This window comes from Dyadobacter sp. NIV53 (genome assembly GCF_019711195.1).
GTDB lineage: Bacteria > Bacteroidota > Bacteroidia > Cytophagales > Spirosomataceae > Dyadobacter.
The window spans coordinates 3,635,163-3,659,342 of the sequence record NZ_CP081299.1 but is presented as its reverse complement, the minus strand read 5'-3'; the positions used below and the strand labels follow the sequence as shown (position 1 = coordinate 3,659,342).

The 24,180-nt window shown below is 39.1% G+C and carries 21 protein-coding genes; 10 read left to right on the top strand and 11 right to left on the bottom strand.

Translation table 11 applies throughout. The features are described 5' to 3' along the window. Positions 1–67 precede the first annotated feature (67 nt). Complete coding sequence (locus tag KZC02_RS14830) at positions 68–1,030, top strand: dihydrodipicolinate synthase family protein (RefSeq protein WP_221394796.1); 963 nt, start codon at positions 68–70, stop codon at positions 1,028–1,030. A 261-nt stretch (positions 1,031–1,291) separates the two neighbouring features. Here the strand turns inward: KZC02_RS14830 and KZC02_RS14825 are convergent, their stop codons facing one another. The 5 genes from KZC02_RS14825 to prfB all read right to left on the bottom strand — a co-directional run bounded on the left by KZC02_RS14825 (position 1,292) and on the right by prfB (position 6,502). After that, positions 1,292–2,044, bottom strand: coding sequence for a hypothetical protein (locus KZC02_RS14825; protein WP_221394795.1), 753 nt, complete (start codon positions 2,042–2,044; stop codon positions 1,292–1,294). A gap of 305 nt (positions 2,045–2,349) precedes the next feature. Continuing rightward, positions 2,350–2,784: a DoxX family protein gene (locus KZC02_RS14820; protein ID WP_221394794.1), complete on the bottom strand. Its 435-nt coding sequence runs from the start codon at positions 2,782–2,784 to the stop codon at positions 2,350–2,352. Between the two features lie 113 nt (positions 2,785–2,897). Continuing rightward, positions 2,898–4,184 (bottom strand): MFS transporter, encoded by a 1,287-nt coding sequence (locus KZC02_RS14815; protein WP_221394793.1) that lies wholly within the window; start codon positions 4,182–4,184, stop codon positions 2,898–2,900. 188 nt (positions 4,185–4,372) lie between these two features. Continuing rightward, a complete protein-coding gene (locus tag KZC02_RS14810) occupies positions 4,373–5,188 on the bottom strand; it encodes an alpha/beta hydrolase (protein ID WP_229254346.1) in 816 nt (271 codons plus the stop codon). A gap of 239 nt (positions 5,189–5,427) precedes the next feature. Further along, a protein-coding gene (gene prfB / locus KZC02_RS14805; protein ID WP_221394792.1) for a peptide chain release factor 2 occupies positions 5,428–6,502 on the bottom strand; the annotation gives its coding sequence in 2 pieces (ribosomal slippage) (positions 5,428–6,441 and positions 6,443–6,502; 1,074 coding nt in all). A 227-nt stretch (positions 6,503–6,729) separates the two neighbouring features. On the opposite strand from prfB, the gene lpdA reads away from it, so the two are divergent. Continuing rightward, a complete protein-coding gene (lpdA, locus tag KZC02_RS14800) occupies positions 6,730–8,127 on the top strand; it encodes a dihydrolipoyl dehydrogenase (protein WP_221394791.1) in 1,398 nt (465 codons plus the stop codon). Between the two features lie 142 nt (positions 8,128–8,269). Here lpdA and KZC02_RS14795 read toward each other — a convergent pair whose 3' ends face one another. Beyond that, entirely contained in the window at positions 8,270–9,271 is a 1,002-nt protein-coding gene (locus tag KZC02_RS14795; RefSeq protein WP_221394790.1) for a polysaccharide deacetylase family protein, read from the bottom strand. A 186-nt stretch (positions 9,272–9,457) separates the two neighbouring features. Here KZC02_RS14795 and KZC02_RS14790 point away from each other — a divergent pair, with 186 nt between their 5' ends. Further along, positions 9,458–10,438, top strand: coding sequence for a hypothetical protein (locus tag KZC02_RS14790; RefSeq protein WP_221394789.1), 981 nt, complete (start codon positions 9,458–9,460; stop codon positions 10,436–10,438). Between the two features lie 10 nt (positions 10,439–10,448). Here KZC02_RS14790 and KZC02_RS14785 read toward each other — a convergent pair whose 3' ends face one another. From KZC02_RS14785 to KZC02_RS14775, 3 genes are read right to left on the bottom strand one after another with little or no spacing between them, the layout of a single operon-like run. After that, on the bottom strand, positions 10,449–11,432 hold the full coding sequence (locus KZC02_RS14785) for a bifunctional heptose 7-phosphate kinase/heptose 1-phosphate adenyltransferase (protein WP_221394788.1): 984 nt from the start codon (positions 11,430–11,432) through the stop codon (positions 10,449–10,451). A gap of 55 nt (positions 11,433–11,487) precedes the next feature. Next, on the bottom strand, positions 11,488–11,916 hold the full coding sequence (locus tag KZC02_RS14780) for a GNAT family N-acetyltransferase (RefSeq protein ID WP_221394787.1): 429 nt from the start codon (positions 11,914–11,916) through the stop codon (positions 11,488–11,490). Then, positions 11,913–13,160 (bottom strand): bifunctional 3,4-dihydroxy-2-butanone-4-phosphate synthase/GTP cyclohydrolase II, encoded by a 1,248-nt coding sequence (locus KZC02_RS14775; RefSeq protein ID WP_221394786.1) that lies wholly within the window; start codon positions 13,158–13,160, stop codon positions 11,913–11,915. Before KZC02_RS14775 ends, KZC02_RS14780 begins: the two co-directional genes overlap by 4 nt. A gap of 168 nt (positions 13,161–13,328) precedes the next feature. Here KZC02_RS14775 and KZC02_RS14770 point away from each other — a divergent pair, with 168 nt between their 5' ends. From KZC02_RS14770 to KZC02_RS14755, 4 genes are all read left to right on the top strand, one after another. After that, positions 13,329–15,272, top strand: coding sequence for a gliding motility-associated C-terminal domain-containing protein (locus KZC02_RS14770; protein WP_229254345.1), 1,944 nt, complete (start codon positions 13,329–13,331; stop codon positions 15,270–15,272). A gap of 255 nt (positions 15,273–15,527) precedes the next feature. Beyond that, a complete protein-coding gene (locus KZC02_RS14765; protein WP_229254343.1) occupies positions 15,528–17,456 on the top strand; it encodes a gliding motility-associated C-terminal domain-containing protein in 1,929 nt (642 codons plus the stop codon). 55 nt (positions 17,457–17,511) lie between these two features. Then, positions 17,512–17,859: a YbaB/EbfC family nucleoid-associated protein gene (locus tag KZC02_RS14760; RefSeq protein ID WP_221394785.1), complete on the top strand. Its 348-nt coding sequence runs from the start codon at positions 17,512–17,514 to the stop codon at positions 17,857–17,859. Positions 17,860–17,870: 11 nt separating this feature from the next. Then, a complete protein-coding gene (locus KZC02_RS14755) occupies positions 17,871–18,896 on the top strand; it encodes a glycosyltransferase family 2 protein (protein ID WP_221394784.1) in 1,026 nt (341 codons plus the stop codon). Here the strand turns inward: KZC02_RS14755 and KZC02_RS14750 are convergent. Further along, positions 18,880–19,101 carry a PspC domain-containing protein gene (locus tag KZC02_RS14750; protein WP_221394783.1) on the bottom strand — a complete coding sequence of 74 codons (222 nt, stop codon included), beginning with the start codon at positions 19,099–19,101 and terminating at the stop codon, positions 18,880–18,882. The genes KZC02_RS14755 and KZC02_RS14750 overlap by 17 nt on opposite strands. Before the next feature lie 348 nt (positions 19,102–19,449). On the opposite strand from KZC02_RS14750, the gene KZC02_RS14745 reads away from it, so the two are divergent. Next, positions 19,450–19,644 (top strand): cold-shock protein, encoded by a 195-nt coding sequence (locus KZC02_RS14745; RefSeq protein ID WP_026629450.1) that lies wholly within the window; start codon positions 19,450–19,452, stop codon positions 19,642–19,644. Positions 19,645–19,720: 76 nt separating this feature from the next. Here KZC02_RS14745 and lysS read toward each other — a convergent pair whose 3' ends face one another. Continuing rightward, the gene (gene lysS, locus KZC02_RS14740; protein ID WP_221394782.1) at positions 19,721–21,436 is read right to left on the bottom strand and encodes a lysine--tRNA ligase; all 1,716 of its coding nucleotides are present in this window, start codon (positions 21,434–21,436) and stop codon (positions 19,721–19,723) included. Positions 21,437–21,666: 230 nt separating this feature from the next. Here lysS and KZC02_RS31830 point away from each other — a divergent pair, with 230 nt between their 5' ends. Further along, entirely contained in the window at positions 21,667–22,125 is a 459-nt protein-coding gene (locus tag KZC02_RS31830) for a hypothetical protein (protein WP_229254341.1), read from the top strand. Positions 22,126–22,475: 350 nt separating this feature from the next. After that, on the top strand, positions 22,476–24,131 hold the full coding sequence (locus KZC02_RS14735; protein ID WP_229254339.1) for an AsmA-like C-terminal region-containing protein: 1,656 nt from the start codon (positions 22,476–22,478) through the stop codon (positions 24,129–24,131). The last annotated feature ends 49 nt before the right edge of the window (positions 24,132–24,180 follow it).

The window sequence follows — 24,180 nt, the reverse complement described above, 5'->3', positions numbered from 1 at the left end:
TTATGAATTCGCCATCGTTGCCATCTTTTGTGATCCCACAAACGGCTCTTTTAACCATTAAAAATACATGATTCAAATTTCCAAAACCTCTTCTTTACCACAAGGATTTATTCCGGTTATGCTCACTCCTTTTCTTGATACTGGAAAAGTGGATTTTGATGGATTAAAATCATTAACGGAGCTGTATCTGGAAGCAGGTGCTGCCGGGCTCTTTGCAAATTGTTTGTCCAGCGAAATGTTTGAACTGACAGAGCAGGAAAGAATTGATATCACACAAGCTGTTGTAAATCAGGTGGCAGGAAGAGTTCCGGTAGTTGCCACCGGAACATTTGGCGGATCTGTTACGGAACAGGCGGAATTTGTAAAACGTATATATGAGACCGGAGTCCAGGCTGTAATTGTTATCACGAGTCTTATTGTAAAACAAGAAGAATCTGATGCGGTTTTCATTGAAAAAATGAAAGAACTGATCAACCTGACGAATGATATCCCACTTGGTTTTTATGAATGTCCGGTTCCGTATAAAAGATTGATAAACAGTAGAGTTTTGGGGGAGTTATTACAAAGCGGGAGAATAGTTTATCACAAAGATACTTGCCTGGATGAGGAAGAAGTCGCCCGTCGTTTGGCTGTCGGAAGTGACTATAAATTTGGATTGTACGATGCATACATGGTCAATGCTGTTTCTTCATTAGAAGCTGGTGCAGCCGGACTTTCTTGTATTCAGGGAAATATATATCCGGAACTGGTGGTTTGGATATGTAAACATTACAATGATCCGGATCGCCGGGAATATGTCGCAAAAGTGCAGCAGTTTTTCAATGATTCGATGGATTTGGTTCATTCAGCTTATCCGATCATTGCCAAATACAGTCTTCAAAAGCGCGGATTTCCGATTTCACTTTATACAAGAAGGGAAGTTGGGATTCTGACGGATGAGTTAAAGGGAAAAATGGACAATCTGCTTAACGAAATTAAACAGATTGAGGATGAGTTGGGAATAGTTAGTGTTTTTAAAAAATATATGTAAAATCAATTTGCCAGATTATACAACCGTTCAATACTGGCTTTGATTTTTTTTGCATTGGTACCAGTAAATTCAAATTCATCAGAGTAACGGTTAATACCTCTGATCATTTCTTTCATTTGGCCGGCATTACCTGATTGTGCCAGAAACTTTTTTCTTTTACATACAGAAGAAACCGGGAAATGCCTTCATTTATATGTGATTCAGCACTTAAGAGTTGAATTAAGTCATTTAAAGAGTTATCAATTTGTAATTGCAAGTCGTTTACCATGGTAATGTAGTTTCTTGAACTAAGGATTTAAATGCATTATCTCTGACTGCAAAAGGAATAAAAAGCTGTTCGGCGCCACCGGGCAAATGCGGATTAATGATGCCATCTGTAATGAGTTGTCTGGCTGTGGTTCCTCTCCATACTTTCAGCGTTTGTCCCGCAGGTACTTCATATACATACATTTTGGAAAAATTATTCCATTCCGGCCGAACTGCTGTGCCTCCAATTACCTCTCCAACTGAACCGGGCTTTTGAATTGTCCAGTATCCGCCAGCAGGATTGCCGCCAGTAACCCGGTAAATTTTTGTTCCGGCTGGAAGTTCATCTGCTCTGGCATCTACAAAGTTAGCTGCATCGGCCGCCGACAGGTCAAGGTCAGGATTGTTCCATACAGGATCCGATATTCCTGCTGAAAGCCCGTTTGGTACATAATCTGATTTTTCAATACCCGGAATATGATCCCAATCTTCAATATAAACACGTTGGTGGTAAATACTCAGTGCATTTTTCAGATTATTCATTAAACCTGCCTTGTCACTGGATTTTTCAAAAGCCTCTTTGGTCTTTTCTTCGTCCAGCCCGGCAGCGAACCAATTTGTTAGTGTAGTTGCAGTTCCAGGCCCTAATAAAGTTTCCAGCTCATTGATCCAACCCTCCGGCGGAACGTCATGATCGTTGCTGCAGCTGGTAGCAGAAACACTTAAAAATAACCAAAGCAGAATAAGTGAAATGTAATTTCTTTTCATAAACAATGCATGTTTTAGGTTAAATGCGATCATTCACAAAGGGATTCCTAAATACCACTTTCTGGTATTATTGGATTCTTAAATTGATATACATAGTGTATGTACAAATAGGGAGAAGATTTACAAGAAATTTCAGGCGATGCAAGCCAGGAGCACCAATCCGTTTTCAGGAAGGAATTATCAGAAGAGAAAAAATATTTTTTGAGTGCGGTTTTTTATGATTTAGCTTTACGGGCACTTTATGAAAGTCACCGGTAATATTCAATTTAAAAGAAAAGATTAAGGCAAACCGCACTCATAATGACTTAGTTATCGTGTGTACGCATCCATTCATCCATTGAGAAACGCCCGGAACCGATGATGGTAAACGTTATAACCAATATCAGCGTAATCATGGAGAGCCATAATTCAGAGTTCATATAAGAGAATCCCTGACGAATGTTCAGGAAAAATACGGCAGTGATCAGAATTGGGATTTGAATAATGCAGGAAATTCTTGTAAGACATCCCAGTGCAATCAGAAACCCTCCAAAAATATGCGCAAAGGCAACATAGTGAACTGCTGCTACGGTCCACAATCGAATATCAAGCTCGTTGACTAACTCAGAAAGCTTGGTTGTGTCGCTGATGAAACTGATACCTTTTACAAATAGGAGCACTCCTAAACCTATGCGAACTACATCCAGCCAGGCCGGATGGTGTGTATCGCCCCAACGTTCGATTTTATCAATCATATTCATGGTTTCTGAAAGGTTTGATTTCCAGAAAGCTATAAAATTTGATGGATTATGTCAAGAGATAATTTATCTTTTCTTATAATTGAAAACTGGTAATTATACTGTAAAGCAGGTGTTTAATGGCTTTCTATCAGTGAAGTATGTTTGGTATCCTTCATTCTTATATAAACTACAAGGGAAAGCAATATGCAGATAGTTACATACCAGTAGTAATAACTTTCATGGCCTGCATTTTTTGACCATAAAGCAAGATATTCGGCCGTTCCGCCAAAGATCGCAACGGTCAGGGAATATGGAAGTCCAACACCCAATGCCCGGACTTCGACTGGAAATAGCTCGGCTTTTACCACCGCGTTGATAGAAGTATAACCGCTCACAATAAGCAATGCAGCCATTAATAACCCAAACGCTCCTGTCATGGTGGTAACGGTACTGAGTGTTGTAAGTAATGGTACTGTGCAGAGCGTACCTAAAATACCGAAGCCAATTAATAATGGGCGGCGACCGATTTTATCACTCAGCATTCCAAAAAGAGGTTGTAACAAAGCAAATATAAAAAGAGAGCAGAAAGTTAATGTGGTGGACTGATCCTTACTCAACCCAACTGTATTGACCAGAAATTTCTGCATATATGTTGTATACGTATAAAAAGCAAGCGTTCCTCCCATAGTAAGCCCGACAACAGTGGTAAGTGCTTTTGGATGTTTTAATAATTCTTTGATTGAACCCTCTTTTTTTGCGGTTCCGCCCTTATTTTGGAAAGCTTCCGTTTCATGTAAATTGCTTCTCAGGTATAATGCAACTAATGACAGAATTGCCCCGATCACAAATGGAATACGCCATCCCCATTCGTGCATTTGTTTGTCGGTCAGGAAAATACGTTGTAATAAAAGCTGTAAGCCCAGTGCGATCAATTGCCCGCCAATCAGCGTTACATATTGAAAACTTGAATAAAATCCTCTTCTTTCCTTAGTAGCAACTTCACTCAGGTACGTTGCTGACGTGCCATATTCGCCGCCCACACTCAGGCCTTGTAATAAACGTGCAATTAAAAGTAAAATGGGCGCTGCAATACCAATCGTTTTATAACCAGGTAAAAAAGCAATAAGCAAAGAACCGAATGACATCAGTAATACTGATAACGTCATGGCTTCTTTTCTTCCTTTTGTATCGGCCAGTTTCCCGAAGACATAACCACCAATAGGCCGCATCAAAAAACCCACTGCAAAAATACCGGCTGTGTTAAGAAGTTGTACTGTTGGGTTGGAATCCGGGAAAAAACTGTTGGCAAAATAAAGAGAAAATGCGGAGTAAGCATACCAGTCGTACCATTCTACAAGATTCCCGGCGGAGCCGCCCATAATGGCTTTAAGACGCCAGTTTGTATCGTTTTTTTGTGACATGAACAGAGTTATTTTTTCAGAAACGGTTTAGGTTCTTTTTAGGCAAAAGTAAAATCTAAGAGATACAGACAAGATGAATAAAATTTTTCTGAAAAAATAGTTGAAACATTGAAGTTGTCTAATTTATAATGAAAGTGTTCTGAGTGTAGAACGTTTTTAGTCAAAATCGTATTGATGGCAGAACGATTTCAGTTTTTAAGAATATTTTTCAAATAAAATGCAACCTTCTCAACCAGTTGTGAATGCCCGTTTTGTAAAATTATATACCTGTCAGCAGGAAGAAGATTTGCCAATCTTATGACTCCTTTTTCCTTTAAAAGCTTGTCATACTTTCCAATAAAAAGATACAAATCGATGTCATTGACTTTAATTTTTTGATAGAGTTCAGGAATTTCAAAATGAAGTTTACGAAAACCTACCCAGGAATTGTAAACAGATTGCCGTTTTTCGGAGGTGTTCAAAACATGCTGGGTAAACCGGTAAAGACTGCTGTGGACAAACCCGGCTTTTTGAAAAATATTGGCGGCTTTGAAAAAAGAGTTCGGGTTTTGCATTAACCATCCAAAAAGTTTTCTGGTTGGTTTAAATCCAGAAGCTAATGTGTATAAAGGATGTTCAGAAATACCGTCGGGAGCGATGAGAAATGCTTTGTCAATTTGATTGGAAAAAGCTTCCAGTGTGGCTAATGCAAATCGTCCGCCCATGCTGAAACCGGCAACATCGAAACGTGAAATTTTTTCTTTATGAAGAAATTCCTGGATTGTCTTTGCCCATATTTTCTTTGTGATGACCTGGTTACTAAAAAAATTAACTTCTGATGATTCAATGCTTTTGCCGTGAAAATAAAGGTCAAAAGCATAAACGGTGTAATAGTTGCCCAAGTTTTCTGAAAATGGTTTGAAGCAACTTATGCCATCCTGACCGATGCCATGAAAGGCAAGTAGTATAATTGGGCCGTTGCCGAGTTTGTGAAAGTGGAGGGTTGTAATAATGGACTCATTCATGAATTTTTGCCATAGTGGATTTGGTAGTTGGTGAAATCCAGTAAATAATAAATTCAGTCGTTCCCATAGTAACACTTTGTGATGATTCCCCTATTTTTCCAAATTCCAATTGTACCTATTGTAAATGGAAATACAATCAATTTCAACTTAACAAGTTATTTGCTTTGAAACGCCCAAAAAAACCTCCAGGCGAATCCAATGAACTGAAAATGCCGGGAGGTTTTTAACCAATCAAATCCTTACGATTCCATCAAATATGCTTTGATGAAATCATTAATATCGCCATTTAAAACTGCTTCTGTATTAAATGTCTGGTAATCCGTACGGTGATCTTTTACACGGCGGTCGTCTAGAACATAACTCCGTATTTGAGATCCCCATTCAATTTTACGTTTGGAAGCTTCCACTTCTGCACGGGCGGCATTGCGTTTTTCAAGCTCGATCTGGTATAAACGCGATTTCAAAAGACGTATGGCTACTTCTTTATTCATCAGCTGAGAACGTTCCTGCTGACAGGCAATTACAATTCCTGAAGGTTTGTGATGCAGACGAACTGCCGTTTCCACCTTGTTTACATTCTGCCCGCCTGCTCCGCCGGAACGATACGTGTCCCAGGTAATATCAGCCAGATTGACGTCAATTTCAATATTGTCGTCAGCCAATGGATATACATAAACCGACGTAAATGAAGTATGGCGCCTGGCGTTGGAATCGAAAGGTGAAATCCGAACCAGGCGGTGTACACCATTTTCAGATTTCAGATTTCCATAGGCATATTCGCCGCTGATTTCCAATGTAACGGATTTTACACCTGCCACATCACCATCCTGCAAATCTACCTCACGTACTTTGTATCCGTTTTTCTCGGCCCACATGATGTACATCCGCATCAGCATAGAAGCCCAGTCCTGGGATTCAGTACCACCAGCACCGGAATTAATTTCAATAACGGCAGGCAATTCATCGCCTTCCTCGCCCATCATTTTCCGGAATTCAATTTCATCCAGCTTGTCAGAAAGTTTTTTGCCCTCTTCGTCTACCTCTTCTTCTGTAGCTTCACTGGCGTCATAAAACTCCCAGATCGTGTCCAGATCATCACGCAGCCTCGAAAGTTCTTCATATCCGTTGGTCCAGAATTTCAAACCGCGGATTTCACGCATTGTTTTTTCAGCACGTTCAGAATCACTCCAGAATTCTGGCTGAACCGTTTGCTGCTCTAAATCTTCTAGCTGGTTTTTTCGGTTATCGTAGTCAAAGATACCTCCCCAAAGCCTCTACACGGGCCTTCAAGTCTTTCAATTGCTCTGCTGTCATTTGAAGTTTTGAATTTTTAAGTTAAAAAATAACCTTATGAAATTAAAGAACCAATTCCAAATCAATAAGGTTTTATAATATGAAAGTCACAAAGGTATAACAATTCATGATTACCGTCGGGTTCACTTAAATACCTTGCGTTGTCGGTGTAGGCATTCCGGCAAATCGTCTTAACTTTGTGGCAAATTTTTGTCAATCCATTTCTTTCAAATAAAAATACCCAGAAAATGGCTCAAACATATGACGTGATCGTTGTTGGAAGCGGTCCCGGTGGTTACCCCGCAGCAATTCGTGCCTCTCAATTAGGACTTAAAGTTGCAATTGTTGAAAAAGAACTTTTAGGAGGCATTTGCCTGAACTGGGGATGCATTCCGACTAAAGCTCTTCTTAAAAGTGCGCAAGTATTTGAATACATCAAACATGCGAAAGATTACGGTATCAACGTGGGCGAATCTGCTGCTGATTTTGGAGCGGTGATCAAACGCAGCCGTGGCGTTGCAGACGGGATGAGCAAAGGAGTTTCATTCCTGATGAAGAAAAATAAAATTGACGTCATCATGGGCTATGGTAAAGTGAAAGGTGTAAAAACCGTTGAAGTTACCGATAAAGACGGCAAAAAAACTGATTATACTGCTGGTAAAGGCGTTATTATCGCGACAGGTGCAAGAGCACGTGAGTTGCCGAATATTAAAATTGACGGACAGAAAGTTATTGAATACCGCAAGGCGATGAGTCTTGAAAAACAGCCTGGAAGTTTACTGGTTGTTGGTTCTGGTGCAATTGGAATGGAGTTTGCTTATGTTTATGCAACAATGGGAACGAAAGTTACTGTGGTTGAATTTCTTCCAAATCTTGTTCCGGTTGAAGATGAAGACATTTCAAAAGAAATTGCCAAACAATACAAAAAGCTTGGTGTTGATACTTATGTAAACTCATCAGTTGAAAAAGTAGATACCAGCGGAAATGGTTGTAAGGTTACTGTAAAAACTCCAGATGGAGAAAAAACTTTTGAAGTTGATGTTGTTCTTTCAGCAGCTGGTATAGTTTCAAATCTTGAAAATATTGGTCTGGAAGAAACAGGTATCAAGACTGATAAAGGCAAAATTTCTGTAAACGAGTGGTATGAAACCAACGTTCCCGGATTTTACGCTATAGGCGACTGTACTCCCGGCCCTGCATTGGCACACGTTGCGACTGCGGAAGGAATTATCTGCGCTGAAAAAATTGCAGGGCATAAAACAGAAGCTTTGGATTATGGCAACATTCCGGGCTGTACTTATTGCCAGCCTGAAATTGCTTCGGTAGGTTTTACTGAAAAGAAAGCAAAAGAAGCTGGTTACGATATTAAAGTCGGTAAATTTCCTTTCAAAGCATCTGGTAAAGCAACCGCAGCCGGTGTTACTGAAGGTTTTGTAAAAGTAATTTTCGACGCTAAATATGGTGAATTCCTTGGAGCTCACATGATTGGCGCTAATGTTACGGAAATGATCGCGGAAGTAGTAGTTGCCCGTAAACTGGAAACAACTTCTCACGAAATTATGCGTTCGATCCATCCACACCCAACTATGTCAGAAGCATTAAAAGGTGCAACTGAAGCGGCTTACGGTGAAGCAATTGATTTGTAAGCTTTCGGCTTCCTGATATAACAAAGCCCCGGAGATTTTTGTCTTTCGGGGCTTTGTTTGTTTTAAAATCATTTAACTGTTAAAATAAAATTACTCTTGTTGCAAATCGCGAGGTAATGAACAGCATCGGGATTCTTTAATACTATTTTACTTTTCCTCTCCGCTGCATAGCTTCCCTCCAGGTTGTAAGTATAATTCCTTCTTTTTCAATGTATTTTCTCAGTTCAGGATCAATCATTGCCAGGAGATCACCTTCGCGTGTTAGAGCAGAATCAGATATATGAGGAAATATTTCTGAATGTACCGTACAATGCATAATGACCATCGTGAGTCCGGGTTTCAGTTTACTGAATGCATTGATGTATTTAGCCGTTTTATATTTTTGAAGTGCTTTTTTTGTGGTATCACCAGCTTCCGGTTTGTTCCATCCATAACTGTTATTTTCCAGATCATCCAGTACTGGTAATCCTGAATCCCAAAGCTGTTTTCCAACCCTTCTTATCATCTTTAATCGTTCAGGATCCATCTTTTCCACTTCTTGTAACGCTGTATTATGACCGCCTGGAAACATCACCGGAATTTTTTCCTGTATTCCTACTTTCAAATATCTTTCCATAAATTCCGGTGTAGCAAACAATGTTCCCATGTGAGAATCAAGATGTGTTGGTTCAAAACCCATTTTTCTGGCGCGGCTCAGTTGTGCCCGGATCTCCGTTTCTACTTCATCGGCAGACGCATTTTTAACAACATCGGCCACGTTTGGCCACATGGCACCTTCCTGATCGACTAATCCTTTTACATTCATTGTCCCTGCCAATGGTCCCCAGCGGTAATCCTGCCATTCAGAAGTTAATGTTAAATGTAAACCGGCATCCAGTTCTTTATTTTGTTTCAGATAATGAACGAAGCCCGGCACCCATCCGCAAGGCATCATAATACTCAAAGAATTAGCAACACCTTCTTTTATGGCCTTTATAGCTCCCTGATTAGATTCGTATGACATACCGACATCATCTACATGAATGATCAGTACCTTTTTTCCTTTTGGAAAACCTAACTTTTCGGCATAAGTAGTTTCAGGAATCTGAGAAAAAGCGGCAGAATGAGCAATCAAAAAGTATAGAAGGATAAGTAGCTTTTTCATACTATTATAGAATGCATTGAAACTAAATCTAAGAAAGTAAAGTGTTTGAAATTAATACTGTGATATATATGATACGGCCATTTGGTAAATAGAACTACCTGCATTTTATATTTCTGATAAATACACTTATACAATAGCATTTCTATTTCCACGTTATTTGCCCTAAACACACCCCAAATTCTTATCATGAATCGTTCCTGCTACCTGTTAATTTGCTTTTTGCTGGTTATCATATCTTCGGTAAAAGCACAACATTTTGCTTTAAGCCGGTTATTTTATCCCAATGTAACTTTAAAAGCAGATTACAGTGTACCATCCAGCATGAACGGAACGCAGGATTATGGAGTGACAAGAAGTGGTTTTTACGGAATTATTCCAATTCAAAGCGAAGTACAACTGGGTTATAGTCTGAAAAAGAAACTGGATTTGCGTGCGATACATACCGTGATGCTGGCTCAGTTTACACAAATACAGCCGACTGTGGATGGAAAGGACATTCCCACCAATGGTTATAAAACACTATCGTTAGGAGTCATACGCTTACAGGCAAGTATTAAGGACCGGCTTTGGGTATATGGAGGAGGCCTGGGAATGACAGAAACCAATGAAACTTTTTTTACGCCTCAGCCTTTTTTCTGGGGAGGTGCCGCTCGCATGCACATTCTCGGACTTCGCACCCAGATTATTTATGGTTCAATACTGGCATATAACCAGAAACTCCGTTTTGTTCCGGTTTTTGGTGTCAATAAAGGTTTGGGAAAACACTGGCGGTTATCAGCTCTGCTGCCGTTTATGGCAAATGCAAATTATAAAGTTACCAAATGGTTCAATGTGGATATGATGGCCGGACTGAATGGATACAGTGGCGGTTTTCAGGTACAAACTCCCGAAGAAAAAATGCTGCGACGGGAAAATTACCGCCATATTAAAGTAGGAGCAGCAGCCAATGTACATTTATTTTCTGTGCTGAATGTTTCTCTGGAAGCTGGCGTCACGACTTTCCGCCAGCTTCGGACTTTTAACAGCGCCCATGAAAACCTGAGTTCATATAATCCGGCAACAACACCATACATTGGTGCAAGTGTGCGGTATATTACCAGCAAATCCGGTTTCTCTTCACGGTTTACACGTAAATTAGGATTAGGGCAAACAGGTGTTAACTGGTAATTGAAAACGATTAATCCAGTACCAGTTTTTCTGCTTCGGTTTTTAATAAATTTTTGTCAATAGGAACAACACCTACGGATTCACAAACCAGTCCGCCACCCAGGTTGGAAATCGCAGCGATTGATTTTGGTGAGAGCCCAAGTGCAATACAGCAGGCTGCTATACTGATCACCGTGTCGCCTGCTCCTGAAACGTCTGCGATTTTTCTGATATGTGCCGGAAGCTTATGAATTTCGTTCTGGAAATCAATGAAAACGCCTTTTTCAGACAGTGTGATCAATGCTCCTTTTACATTAAGTGTTGCCTTTAACTGTTCGACAACGGCTTGTAATTCTTCAGGATTGTCGACATTAAAATCCACTTTTAAACCTTCGCGAAGTTCTTTCAGGTTGGGCTTGAAAAGTGTTGTATTGTTATACGCAAGGAAATTTCTCTTTTTTGGATCTACAACCGTAGGTACTTCATGTTCATTGGCGTATTCAGTTATTTCAGCAATGGATTCGGCTGTAAGCACACCTTTATCATAATCTTCAAAAATGATCACATTACTTGAAGGGATGAGTTCTTTAGCTTTGGCTATCAAACGTTCAGTTTCTTCTGTATGAATGGGCTTATCTGTCTCTGTATCAATACGCACAACCTGTTGCGAACCGGCAATAATCCTTTCTTTAATTGTGGTAACCCTGTTGTTACTTCTCAACAAACCTTCACAATTCAGGCCTTTTTCAGTCAGGCTCGTTTTTAACAGATCCCCGGAAGTATCTGCTCCGATTACTGTGCAGATAATAGCCTCTGCACCTAGGGCTTGCACATTCAGAAGTACATTTCCTGCGCCTCCAAGGCGATATTCCCGTTTATTTACGTTAACAACCGGAACAGGAGCTTCTGGCGAAATCCGTTCAACTTTTCCCCAAACATAGGAGTCGAGCATTACATCACCTATGACAAGTACCCGTAAAGAATTGAATGCTTCAAAAACCTGATTTATATTCATTTAACTATAGTGCTTTTGTAAAAAAAAACCCTTCAAAAAGGGTCTGAAATCAAAATTAAACTTTTGTAACGAAATGAAGACTTGTTATCTGGAATCGTTTATTAAGATAAAGCCGGTGAGCATTTGTACGTGCTTCATTTACTCCCGAATCCAGATGAATCTCATCAAAATTTTCGGTTTTGGCATACTCTGAAATCCAGTCCAGCAGAATGCCTGCAAATCCTTTTCCACGGTATTCGGGAAGCGTAGAAAGGTCATCAATATAGATGTATTTGCCACGGAACAGATTGTAGCCAGTTTCAAAAACAGCCACTGCTGCAGCCTCTCCGTTTTCTTCAATAAAAACAAACTGACGGTTATCAGCAAGCGTTTTAAGAGCCTGGTCTAAATATATATCGTCTGTTAATGAATGTCGCAGAGCTTGTATAGCTCTGCGACATTTTAAAATATCACTTTCAGTTACTGCTACTTTTACCTGGCTCATCCTTTATTAACAGGAAATGTAAGATTACTCAGATTATGGCCCATTTTATCTCTTTTTGTGATCAAATAAGCTTCATTATGAGGATTAGACGGTATCTCAATTGAAACAGAATCAACAATTTCCAGGCCATATCCAATCAGTCCGGCACGTTTCTTAGGGTTATTGGTAATAAGTTTTATCTTGGAAACTTCCAGGTCACGCAGGATTTGGGCACCTACGCCATAATCGCGTTCGTCGCTCGTAAAACCTAATTCGAGATTTGCTTCTACCGTATCACGGCCCATTTCCTGAAGCTTATATGCGCGTAATTTATTGAGTAATCCAATTCCGCGTCCTTCCTGGTTCATGTATACAATTACACCTTTTCCTGCTTTGTTTACCATATCCATAGCGGCATGCAGCTGAGGGCCGCAATCGCAACGGCATGATCCGAAAATATCTCCGGTCATACAGGATGAATGGACACGTACCAATACCGGTTCGTCTTTTTCCCAGGTTCCTTTTACCAATGCCAGATGTAAATCTCCTGTATTAATTTGTCTGTAAGCCATCAAATCAAAGTGTCCCCAATTGGTAGGCATATCTACTCCGATTTCCCTTTTTATCAAAGATTCTTCGCGTAATCTATATTCAATCAGGTCTTTGATACTTACCAGTTTCAGGTTATGACGGTTGGCTATTTCGCGAAGCTGAGGAAGGCGGGCCATAGAGCCATCTTCATTCAGGATTTCTACTAATACACCAGCCGAAGACAAGCCTGCCAAACGAGGGAAATCTATGGCTGCTTCTGTATGTCCCGTACGACGTAAAACCCCGCCTTTTTTTGCTCTTAATGGAAAAATATGACCAGGCCGGCCTAAATCCTGAGGTTTTGTCTCGGGATTTACCAAAGCCTGAATCGTTTTGGCACGGTCGCTTGCTGAAATTCCGGTAGTACATCCATTACCCAGCAAATCTACCGAGACGGTAAATGCAGTTTCATGTAAGGCGGTATTATTACCCACCATCATTTCCAATTCCAATTCCACACAACGCTCTTCAGTTATTGGAACACATATTAAACCACGGCCTTCACGGGCCATAAAATTGACAATTTCAGGAGTTACCAGTTCAGCTGCACACACGAAATCGCCTTCATTCTCACGATCTTCGTCGTCAACTACAATAATCATTTCACCTTTGCGAATCGCTTCAATGGCTTCCTCAATGGTATCTAACACAATTGTATTACCGTTATTATTCATTAATTGGGTTGATGAAAAATAGTTTTAAACAAAATCACGTTTTAAAATGTAAAGGTACAGTCTAAATGTGGAAAAGTTCTATTTTTGGATTTGTAATAAGGAAAACAAAGGTTTGGCAAAATGCGTTTCAAGACTTGGAAAGAATAAGAAGTAACACTTAGCGTATTCATGAAAATAAAAATACTCAGTACATTTCTGGCGGTTCAGTTAATATTAATTACGGCAAATGCTTTTGCACAATTTTGCGGAACGACGGGCGGCTTTCTAATAGTTCCGTCAGAAGGGTGCGCGCCTCTGACAGTGGCTATAAAAAATCAGGTTCCGAAAGCTCAGAGTTTAGGTTATATTTATGATTTTGACAAAACTCAGACAACATTTCCTGAAGATAAAGATTTTTCGAAAGACTCATCTTATACTTATCAAAACCCGGGAACTTACACCATTTTTCAGTTTGGAAGTGCAGAAGGTACAGGGTTTAGTTTGTGTAAAGATGTCGTAGTATACGAAACGAGGGCTCCGAAAGCAGAATTAGTAACTTGTCAGAACGGCCGCATCCGGTTGACGCTGATCCAGGACAGCGTAGCGAAAGCATACGATCAGGTTGAAATAAACTGGGGGGACGGTTCTGCACTTACAACCTGGAAAAATGGAGATCCTCTTACTATTAACCATAGTTATAAAGCCGGCAGTATCATACCAGACATTACAATCCGTGGAAGATATACTGCGGGGCTATGCGAATCTAATTTAGTTCCTACCGTCATTTCCGGAGTATTAAATCCTCCGTCGCTGGAAAAAATAAAAATAAGCAGTGTAGAAATGCAGGCGAACGGTACTGCGAAATTATTATATGAAGGAGAAGAAGGTGTACCAACCGAAGTTTTTATTGACAAAGGAGATGGTTTGTTTGTTACAACTTCAAAAACCGGGAAAGCTGGCGGCCTTCAAACTGCAACGATTGAAAATCTTAATCCGAATCTAATTTATCGCTTCAAGCTTATTTCAAGGGATTTTTGTGATAATCCGGTTGAAAGTATTGTGGTAAGCACCTTAAAAATAACCGAAGGAACATCTATCGCAGACGAAACAAATGCGCTGACATGGGAGGCTTATTCCGGAGCAGGAAATATTCTGCAATATCAGTTAAAACGGGACGATACGGTAATTTATACAACTGCTGACCAGTTTTCGTATTTTGACAGCAACGTAAAATGCGGCAATAATTATAAGTACGAAATCGTAGCGATTGTTGAAAATGACGTACGTTCTTATTCAGCGCCGATCATGGTTTCTCCCAAATCGGCAGTTCCGGAAGTTATAAAAAAAGCAAGCGTGTCCGTTGAAAATAATAACCTTATTGTCTCAAAAGTGGAGCTTTCCGGAGAAGGCCTGACGAGTACTTATAATCTGATCGTTGAGAGAGCAGATCTGGGAAGCTCCGGATTTCAAAAAATTTCTAACCCGGTCAATGAAAGCCTTACGTTTGACGACAGTAATGTGAATACCAGCCAGACTTCCTATTGCTACCGTTTTAATTATGAAAATGCGTGTAAGCAAACTGCACCTTCTTTCAGTGAACCGGTCTGTTCAATATTACTAAAAAATAATATCCAGGAAATAACCTGGAACAGCGAATCGCCTTTTACAGAGGCAATAGCTTCTTATGACTTGTTGCAAATGGATGCAGATGGTAAAATAACGGACGAATTGCCCAAGCAGCTTAGTCTGAGCCATGGTATTGACCTGAATATGGAATCTGTTTACTCTTTTCGAATAAAAGCACATTCCTCAGATGGGAATCTGTTAAGTTATTCGAATGTAATAAATTTGAAACGGGACATCATTGTGTTAATTCCTGATGCCTTCACTCCAAATGGAGACGGTATTAATGACAGGTTTGAAGTAAAAAATTATTTTGCATCGTTATTTGAAATACGTGTTTTTAATCGCTGGGGAGTGGTTGTTTTCCAATCAGGAAATGCGGTCGACAGCTGGGATGGAAATATAAATGGGAAACCGGCACCAGCAGGATATTACACTTTTAAGATGAATATTACTGATCGGTCAAACCGGGCTATATCTAAGACCGGTAGCTTTTTATTGATCAGATAGTAATTTGTATATTTGCTGCGTATATAGCAATATTCACGCGTTAAAGACAGTTATTAGTCTGATATAAGAGATAAGAAACTTGTTTTTATTCGGCAAGTAGGGAAATGGATTTCTCTGATACTTAGTTAAGTTTCTGATAATGAGGAAATAGTATATGCTATTTCAAAATTTGAGTTCATAATTCGAATTTTTGGGAATAAGTCTTCAAAATATCTTTTTGATATGAAGAAGACTATAAGTTAAACACACACACATATGAGATTACCATTACATTTAGCTCTAACTATCTGTTTTTCGTTTTTTATAAATTCACATGTTTCCGGCCAGGGATTGTGTGACATTGGCGGTGGGGATTTTGAAATTACACCCACAGAAGGATGTGCCCCCCTGGCTGTAAAAATTACTAATCTTGTACCAAATTCCATTACCGTAGGATACCAGCTTGCATATGATAAGGTAGCGCAGAATCCATCTTACGCGAATTATTCGTCCTTCACTTATAATGCAGCCGGAACATATACTGTTTTACAATACGGAGCGGTATCAACTGGTGTTTTTTCAACCTGTAAACAAGTGAAGGTGTATGAAACAAATACGGTTAATGCACAGTATTCATCTTGTGGCGGAGGGAAAATAAAACTCGTATTGGTTAACAATGTTTATCTACAAGTTTATGATCAGCTGGAAATTAAGTGGGGTGATGGAAGTGCTGCTGAAATCTGGAAAAAAGGCGATGATTTGAATCTTGAGCACGTTTATGCCAGCACCACAGGAAGTCCGATCGTTACAATTAAAGGAATATATACGAGTAACACTGCTTGTAGCAATGGAAGAACGCTGTCTCTTCCAATCTTATTTCAGCAAGTCCAATTGGCTAACATTGCAATTCAAAGCGTAGCTATGCGGGCAGACGGATCTGTCCGGATTACTTATCAGGGACTAACTTCTATTCCTACATCCATTCAGTATAGTAAAGACGGCTCAACTTATACAACACATGGCATCAGATCTTCCGGAGGTATTCAGCCTTATGATATTGCCGGATTAAATACAAACCAGATATACCAGTTAAGATTATCCTCAGAGGACTTGTGTGCGAGCAAACTTATTACCAATCCGATTTCCAGCATGGTATTATCGGGTAAATCGGAAGATGGAAAAAACACATTAACCTGGAGTAAATATGGCTTTCCAACGGGATTTACAGAATATGATTTATTACGGGACGGGGCTATTATTAAAACCTTCACATCCATAGACGAAATAACCTATACCGACGAAGAGATAGAATGTGGCAGTTATTCCGAATATCAGGTGATTGCTAAAATTAACGGGATAACTTCTTCGTCTGCGCCTGTTGCTCTCAAAGCAGATTTGTCTTCGGCCAAGCCAATTGATAAAGCATATGTTACTGTCATTGACAACAATAATGTGACCATCAGTGCCAAAGTCCCAATTGTTGGCTTAAATAGTACTTATTATCTGACAATTGAAAAAGCCGAGGCGGGCAGTACGATTTTTAAAAAAATTATTACGCTGGCCAATCAGAACCAATTTGCAGATATAGAAGTAAAAACAAATGAGAAATCTTATTGTTACAGGATGAGTTATACCAATTCCTGTGATCAGAAAGTTGCCGCCACAGAACCAATTTGTACAGTTTTATTGACAAATAGTTTTCTGAATCTGGGCTGGACACCTGAAAAACCGGTTTTGCCCGAAGTGACTTCTTATGATATTTTACAGACAGGCTCAGGAGGCTCAAAAGTAGAAAAAAATGTTCAGCTGGGCCATTCCTATACTCCTACACTGGATTCTAAAAGTGATCTGGAATATACTTTTCAGGTCAGGGCCAATTCTGCGGATTCTGATTTTCAGAGCTTTTCCAATTTAATTTCTATTAACCGTAATGCAAATATTTTTATTCCGGGAGCATTTTCACCTGATGGAGATGGAAATAATGATATTTTGCAGGCAAAAGCCACTTTGTTGCAGTCATTCAATTTGTATGTTTATAACAGGTGGGGAAATGTTGTTTTCCATTCTGATGATATTACTAAAGGTTGGGACGGAACTATAAACGGGGCAAACGCTCCGGCAGGATCTTATGCATACCGATTAAAAGCTGTGGACATTATAAACCAAACTGTTGAAAAAAAAGGTACTTTTATGCTTTTAAGATAAGGAACCATTTGGGGCAATTTGTTTTTATTAAAACACAACTTAATAACAGGAAGGTATGTTTGGAAACATGGGTGATATGATGGGCTTGATGGGAAAAATGAAAGACCTTCAGTCCAAAATGAAAGAGGCTCAGGATCAGCTGGCCACTATAGTTGAAACGGCTGAGTCAGGAGCAGGCATGGTTAAGGCAACGGTAAACGGACAAAAAAGCCTGATTGGCCTTGATATAGATAAAGATTTGGTTAATCCTGACGATAAAGAAATGCTTCAGGATTTGATTGTTGCGGCAGTCAATAAAGCATTTGAGCAGGTTGAGCCCAAAATTAAAGAGCATCTTCAAAAAGCTACAGACGGAGTTCTTCCCAATATTCCGGGGTTGGATTTAGGTGGATTTATGAAATAATTCCCTTATTCATGAACCCTGGTGTTGCAATAGTTATTCTTAATTATAATGGCAGGCATTATCTTGAGAAATTCCTGCCAAATGTTTTAAGTCATTCGGAAGGTTATGAAATCTGGGTTGCTGATAATGCATCTTCAGATAATTCCCTGCAATGGCTGCGGGATCATTATCCTGCTATTAAAACGTTTTCTATCTCTGAAAACAAAGGCTATGCAGGTGGCTACAATGAAGCCCTGAAGCACATTAATTCACAATATTATATTCTTCTCAATTCGGATATTGAAGTAACAACAGGCTGGATTGAGCCTGTTGTTAGTTTTATGGAATCGGATCCAAATATAGCGGCCTGTCAGCCAAAAATTCTGGCCTATGATTTTCGTACGCACTTTGAATATGCCGGAGCTGCTGGCGGATATATGGATTACCTGGGCTATCCTTTTTGCCGGGGCCGTATATTTGATACCAGAGAGGAAGATTTGGGTCAGTATGATGATGAAAGGGATGTATTTTGGGCAACAGGAGCTTGCCTTTTTGTAAAGTCCGAAGCATTTCACAAAGCTGGAGGTTTCGATGAACGCTTTTTCGCACATATGGAAGAAATTGACTTATGCTGGCGTTTGCTCAATATGGGATACAGAATAACGTATTCCGGAAAATCAACAGTTTATCACGTTGGAGGAGGAACCCTGCACAAGTCTAATCCTAAAAAGACTTTCCTGAATTACAGGAATAACCTGATTATGCTTTTCAAAAATTTGCCAAAAGGGCGGCGCTGGAAAACAGTTATTTTCAGATTGATTCTTGACGGGATTTCTAGCGCCCGGTTTATGACTACCGGAGCATGGCCTGACGTACTTGCAATTTTAAAAGCACATTTTGCTTTTTATGCCATGATCCCTTCTTTATTAAAAGGGCAGAAACGTACCCATTACAGAGCACCGCTATATTACCGCAGCATAGTATGGGAGTATTTTGTCTTGGGAAAACATGATTTTACACAACTTACAAAACCTGAACTTCCTACAACTCCCAAATAGTAGGACTGTTATGTCTTCGCCAGTGATGGCGTAATTCCATCCAGAATGCAAGCACAAGGTAGAGTATAATTGGTGACCCAAATGTCATAAATGTGGCATAAATGAAATATAAGCGAATACTACTGGCAGGAAAATTGAGTTTTTCGCCCAAATTCGCACATACACCAAATATTTGATTCTCTACGTAATACCGAAGTCTGTTCATACCCTTATTTTCAATAATTGCCTCATAGTTAGCGATATTCAACCCCAATTCCAACTCGTTCCCGATTTTTATCTAAAGATATGTGAAACAGCAAATTACCGTTTACTCGTAAATTGTCAAATTATTTATTCAAATAAATTGTTTTACGGACAATTTTTGTTTCTTTGTGATTGAAGAATTTGTAAGTAGTTCATTATTATTAGGATGCCTTGATAGAAATTGCCAAAATATCTTTTGCAATTCTGTTAGACTTGCCTCAATCATTTGGTAATGCAGTTGAGCTTATAACGTGAAGTGTTTACAATTCTGATGTATTTTCACCTTATTTATTTTTTTATTTTCAACATTATGCCAACAGGTACTGTAAAATTTTTCAATGAAGCTAAGGGATACGGCTTCATCGTTGAAGACGACACAAACAGAGACATTTTTGTCCATGTTACAGGATTGGGAGGACTTACTATTCGGGAAAATGACCAGGTTGAATACGAGGTCGTTGAAGGAAAAAAAGGACTTAACGCCGTGCAGGTAAAAAAGATATAATCATATATCTACTTGCTGAAAAAGAAAAATACCGTAGCGATGCTGCGGTATTTTTCTTTTTCAGGAGAAATGATTCTTATTCCACCCAGGTTTTAATATCATCGAGGGTTGGCATTTTTTCTTCAATTTTCAGCTTTTTCCTCATTCCACCCAAGTCATTAAAAATTTTGTTCGGACTTGCAGCTTTCAATTGCTCAATCATCAGGATATTCATTTTTTGTAATGCCGGAATCCACACCGCAGGTACACCGGCAGCAATATAATCTGCTTCCTTAGCCATTTCCTGTTTCTTTTCAGGTCGCATCTGTGGAAAGAAAATAACTTCCTGAATACTCAAATTATTAGTAAGTAACATCGTTAAACGGTCAATACCGATACCAATTCCTGAAGTAGGCGGCATACCATATTCGAGCGAGCGCAGGAAATCTTCATCCATTTCCATTGCTTCATCGTCACCACGTTCTTTCAGTTTGAGCTGATCTTCAAAACGCTCTCTTTGTTCAATCGGATCATTTAATTCTGAATAAGCATTGGCAATTTCTTTTCCATTTACAAAAAGCTCAAAGCGTTCTACCATGCCTGGTTTTGAACGGTGTTTTTTGGTTAACGGAGACATTTCAACCGGATGGTCAATAATGAAAGTAGGCTGAATGATATGCTCTTCCACTTTTTCCCCGAAGATCTCATCAATCAATTTTCCTTTTCCCATGCTCTCAGTCACCTGCATTCCCCATTCACGGCATTTTTCACGGATGGAAACCTCATCCAGAGCTTCCACGTTTAAGCCTGTATATTGGTGAATTGCATCCGTAATGCTTAATCTTGGGTATGGGCCTGTAAAATCAAGTTCAGTATTACCAAATTTAGCTGTGGCAGTTCCGTTGACAGCAATAGCCACTTTTTCCAGAACTTCCTCCGTCATTTTCATCATCCAGAAATAATCCTTATAAGCTACATAAAGCTCAAGCAATGTAAATTCGGGATTGTGTGTACGGTCCATTCCCTCATTACGGAAATTTTTACCAATTTCATACACACCCTCAAAACCACCTACGATCAGTCTTTTTAAATGTAATTCGGTAGCAATACGTAGATAAAGACCCACATCCAGTGCATTATGATGTGTTTCAAACGGCTTTGCAGCTGCTCCTCCGTGAATTGACTGTAAGACGGGTGTTTCTACTTCCAGCCAACTTTTTGAATCAAAATAAGAACGCATCGTGGTAATAATACGGGCACGTTTGATAAAAATATCACGGACTTCCGGATTTACGATCAGATCTACATACCGCTGACGATAGCGTAGTTCAGGATCCGTAAATCCATCAAATACATTCCCTTCTTCATCCCGTTTTACCACTGGAAGCGGACGAAGCGATTTATTTAAAATTTTAAATTCCTGAACATGAACTGATATTTCCCCGGTTTGCGTAGTAAAAACAAAACCGGTTACCCCGATAATATCACCAATGTCCAATAGTTTTTTGAATACTGTATTATAAAGTGTTTTATCTTCTCCCGGGCAAAGATCGTCGCGGCGGAAGTACAATTGTATCCGTCCGGTACTATCCTGCAACTCGGCAAAAGCAGCACTTCCCATAATCCGGAAACCCATCAGGCGGCCGGCCATAGTTACATGCTTATAATCTATCTTATTGTTTTCGTAGTTTTTATTAATATCAGCAGAGTAAGTATTTACCACAAACTCTTCCGTAGGATACGGTTCTATACCTGTTCGTATCAATTCTTCACGCTTTTGGCGGCGTAATATTTCCTGTTCGCTTAGTAGCATTATTATTTAGCAATATTTATGATAATCAACTTCTTCACTATAAAATAAGTGCGCAAAACTAGCATTTTTTGCTGTGAATAGCGAAATTGAGATACTTAACATCTAATTCTTATTGTCAGGCGTAAGTTTCTGGCACGCTATTATTACAATTAATATGTATTAGTTCGTAGCATTTAATAATCAGTTTATATGGGCTAACTTACAAGTCCTGATTAATTACCTTCCGTTACATGTTTGCGAAAATCTTAAAAGTCGTTGGTATTCTTGCGTTGTGTGCCTTATTCCTGTTTGGAGCGGTAGAGATTTGGCTATATCGCAATCAGGAAAAGATTTTTCGTAAGGTACAGGCTCTTGTAAATGAAAATCTGAATGGGGATCTTGAAATTGAGGATTTCAAATTTCGCCCTTTTACAGGCGGCTTTGGCCTTAATTTCACATTAGATAATGTACTGCTTACTGACAGCATTTATGAAAAACATCAGACACCATTTTTAAAAGCAGAACTAATTCACGTTGCACTTGATTTTAACAGCCTTTATAAAGGTGATATCATCATCCGAAACCTCGTATTGCAAAACGGGAGTTTGAAAATGTTTAAACAAAAGGATGGCTACACGAATCTAAGTATTTTTAAAACACCGGATACTAAAAAAAGGATGATAAGGATTCGGGAAATCAGGATGATCTGATAAAAAAACTAAGTAATCTGAGATTCATCAATTTTGCTGTAAGCTTTGCTGATTCTATTTCGGGCAAATCTTATAGTGCACTGTTCCGTGATGCCACTAATCATGTTACGATCACGGATTCTACAACTAATGTCAATTTTACAGGCACCATATTTTTTAACGGGTTAACATTCAGGCCGGAAAAAGGAGGTTTTTTAATTAACCAGGAAACAAATATTAACTTATCTATCGCATATGACGGCGATAAAAAGAATCTCAAAATCTATCCTTCTGTATTAGAAAGCAGCACACATGACAAAATAGCTATTACCGGGGAATTTGATCTGTCTGACTCGATTAAGTTATTCAGAATGAATTTTGAAGCAAAAAAAATCGCAGTCGATAACGCACTTCCATTGCTGAACACGAAAGCCAGGTTGCAGATTGATTCCATCGGCATTCATACAGAAGTTGATACAGAGGTTAAAATCGAAGGACAGTTATCAGAAAAAATACCGAGAGTAGACGTTCATTTTAAAACAGTACCATTTGAATATAATTTGCCGGTTGGAACGTTGAGAAATGTAAAGACAGACGGGAATTACACCAATCAGGGTGATACGAGCAGAGTTCCCAGCGTATATAATGCACGTTTAACAGCACCCAATGTAACCGGACAATTTGAAACAATACCATTCAACTTTGCTTTGACGATTAACAATTTCAGAAATCCGATGGCTATTTTTGATGGTACTATCCAGGCCGATTCAACTAATTTAAACTCTTTATTTGACCCCGCCCGATATCGTTTTAAGAATGGAAAAGCTAAAATTGATTTTCATTTTAATGGAAGTCTGAAAGCATTTTATAATCCCAAAAGTGACCAGTTTAACGGGAAATTGTGGGGCAAAGCATCATTGCAGAATATTTCTATGGATTATCTGCCTCGTCAGGTGCATCTGAAAAAAATAGCAGGAGAATTTGTGTTTAATGAAAAAGCATTGGTTATTCCAAAACTGAGCCTTTCTGACGGCCAGAATATGCTTTTTATCAACGGGAAAGTAGTGGATCTGATACCCTATTTATTTGGTTCTCCCAAACCTCTCCGCGCGGCGGTAAATGTGAATATTCCATCCTGGAAGTTAAACTGGCTTGAAACCTTACTCGCACCAAGAGCGCAAGTAGTAAACAAACGCAAAAAGAAACTCAAACTTTCGGATCTACTCGACAATGCGATTGATAATATAGAAATAACTGCCAAACTGAATTCTAATCAATTGAAATACAAAAACTTCCAGGCAACTAAGGTTAAAGGAGAGTTTACTGTAAAGGATAATTCGATGCGTATTGAATATTTCCTGATGAATGCGTTTAAAGGCGGACAATTGAGAATATCCGGAGAAATGAATAATTCCGGGGCAAATCAATTACCGCATGTTGTGGTGAAAGGGAAAATAACGAATGCAGATGTACAAACAGTTTTCTATTCTTTTGAGAATTTTGGACAAAAAACCATTACTGATCAGAATTTAAAAGGAAAGTTAAACACGGATTTTAGTTTTGAGACACGGCTGAATAATAATGTCAGAATTGTTCCTTCTTCCATGAAAGGGTTGTTAAATATTAATCTTACAGATGGTTATATCAATAATTTTGAGCCATTTCTGAAAATGAAAAGGCTGGTATTCAAACGGCGTAACTTTGAAAGTGTCCAGTTTGCACCGATAAAAAATACATTTAAACTAAGTGGTGAAGAGATTGAAATAGCTCCAATGGAAATTGAGTCCAATGTAATCACGCTATTTATTGACGGGATTTACAGCTTTGGTAAAAAGACTGACATTAACATTCAGATTCCGCTGAGTAACCTGAAAAGAAGGGATTCAACTTACGTTCTTGATCCTAATAATCCTGAAAAACGCGAAGGTTCCAAGATTTTCCTGAGAGCGATTGATGAAAACGGTGAAGTTAATATCAAGCTGGCTTTCAGGAAGAAAAAAGATAAGAATAAGGAAAAAGAACGTTAATGTTTGTGGCCCATCTAATTTTTGGGTTGGTTAAGGAAAGTAACTGCGA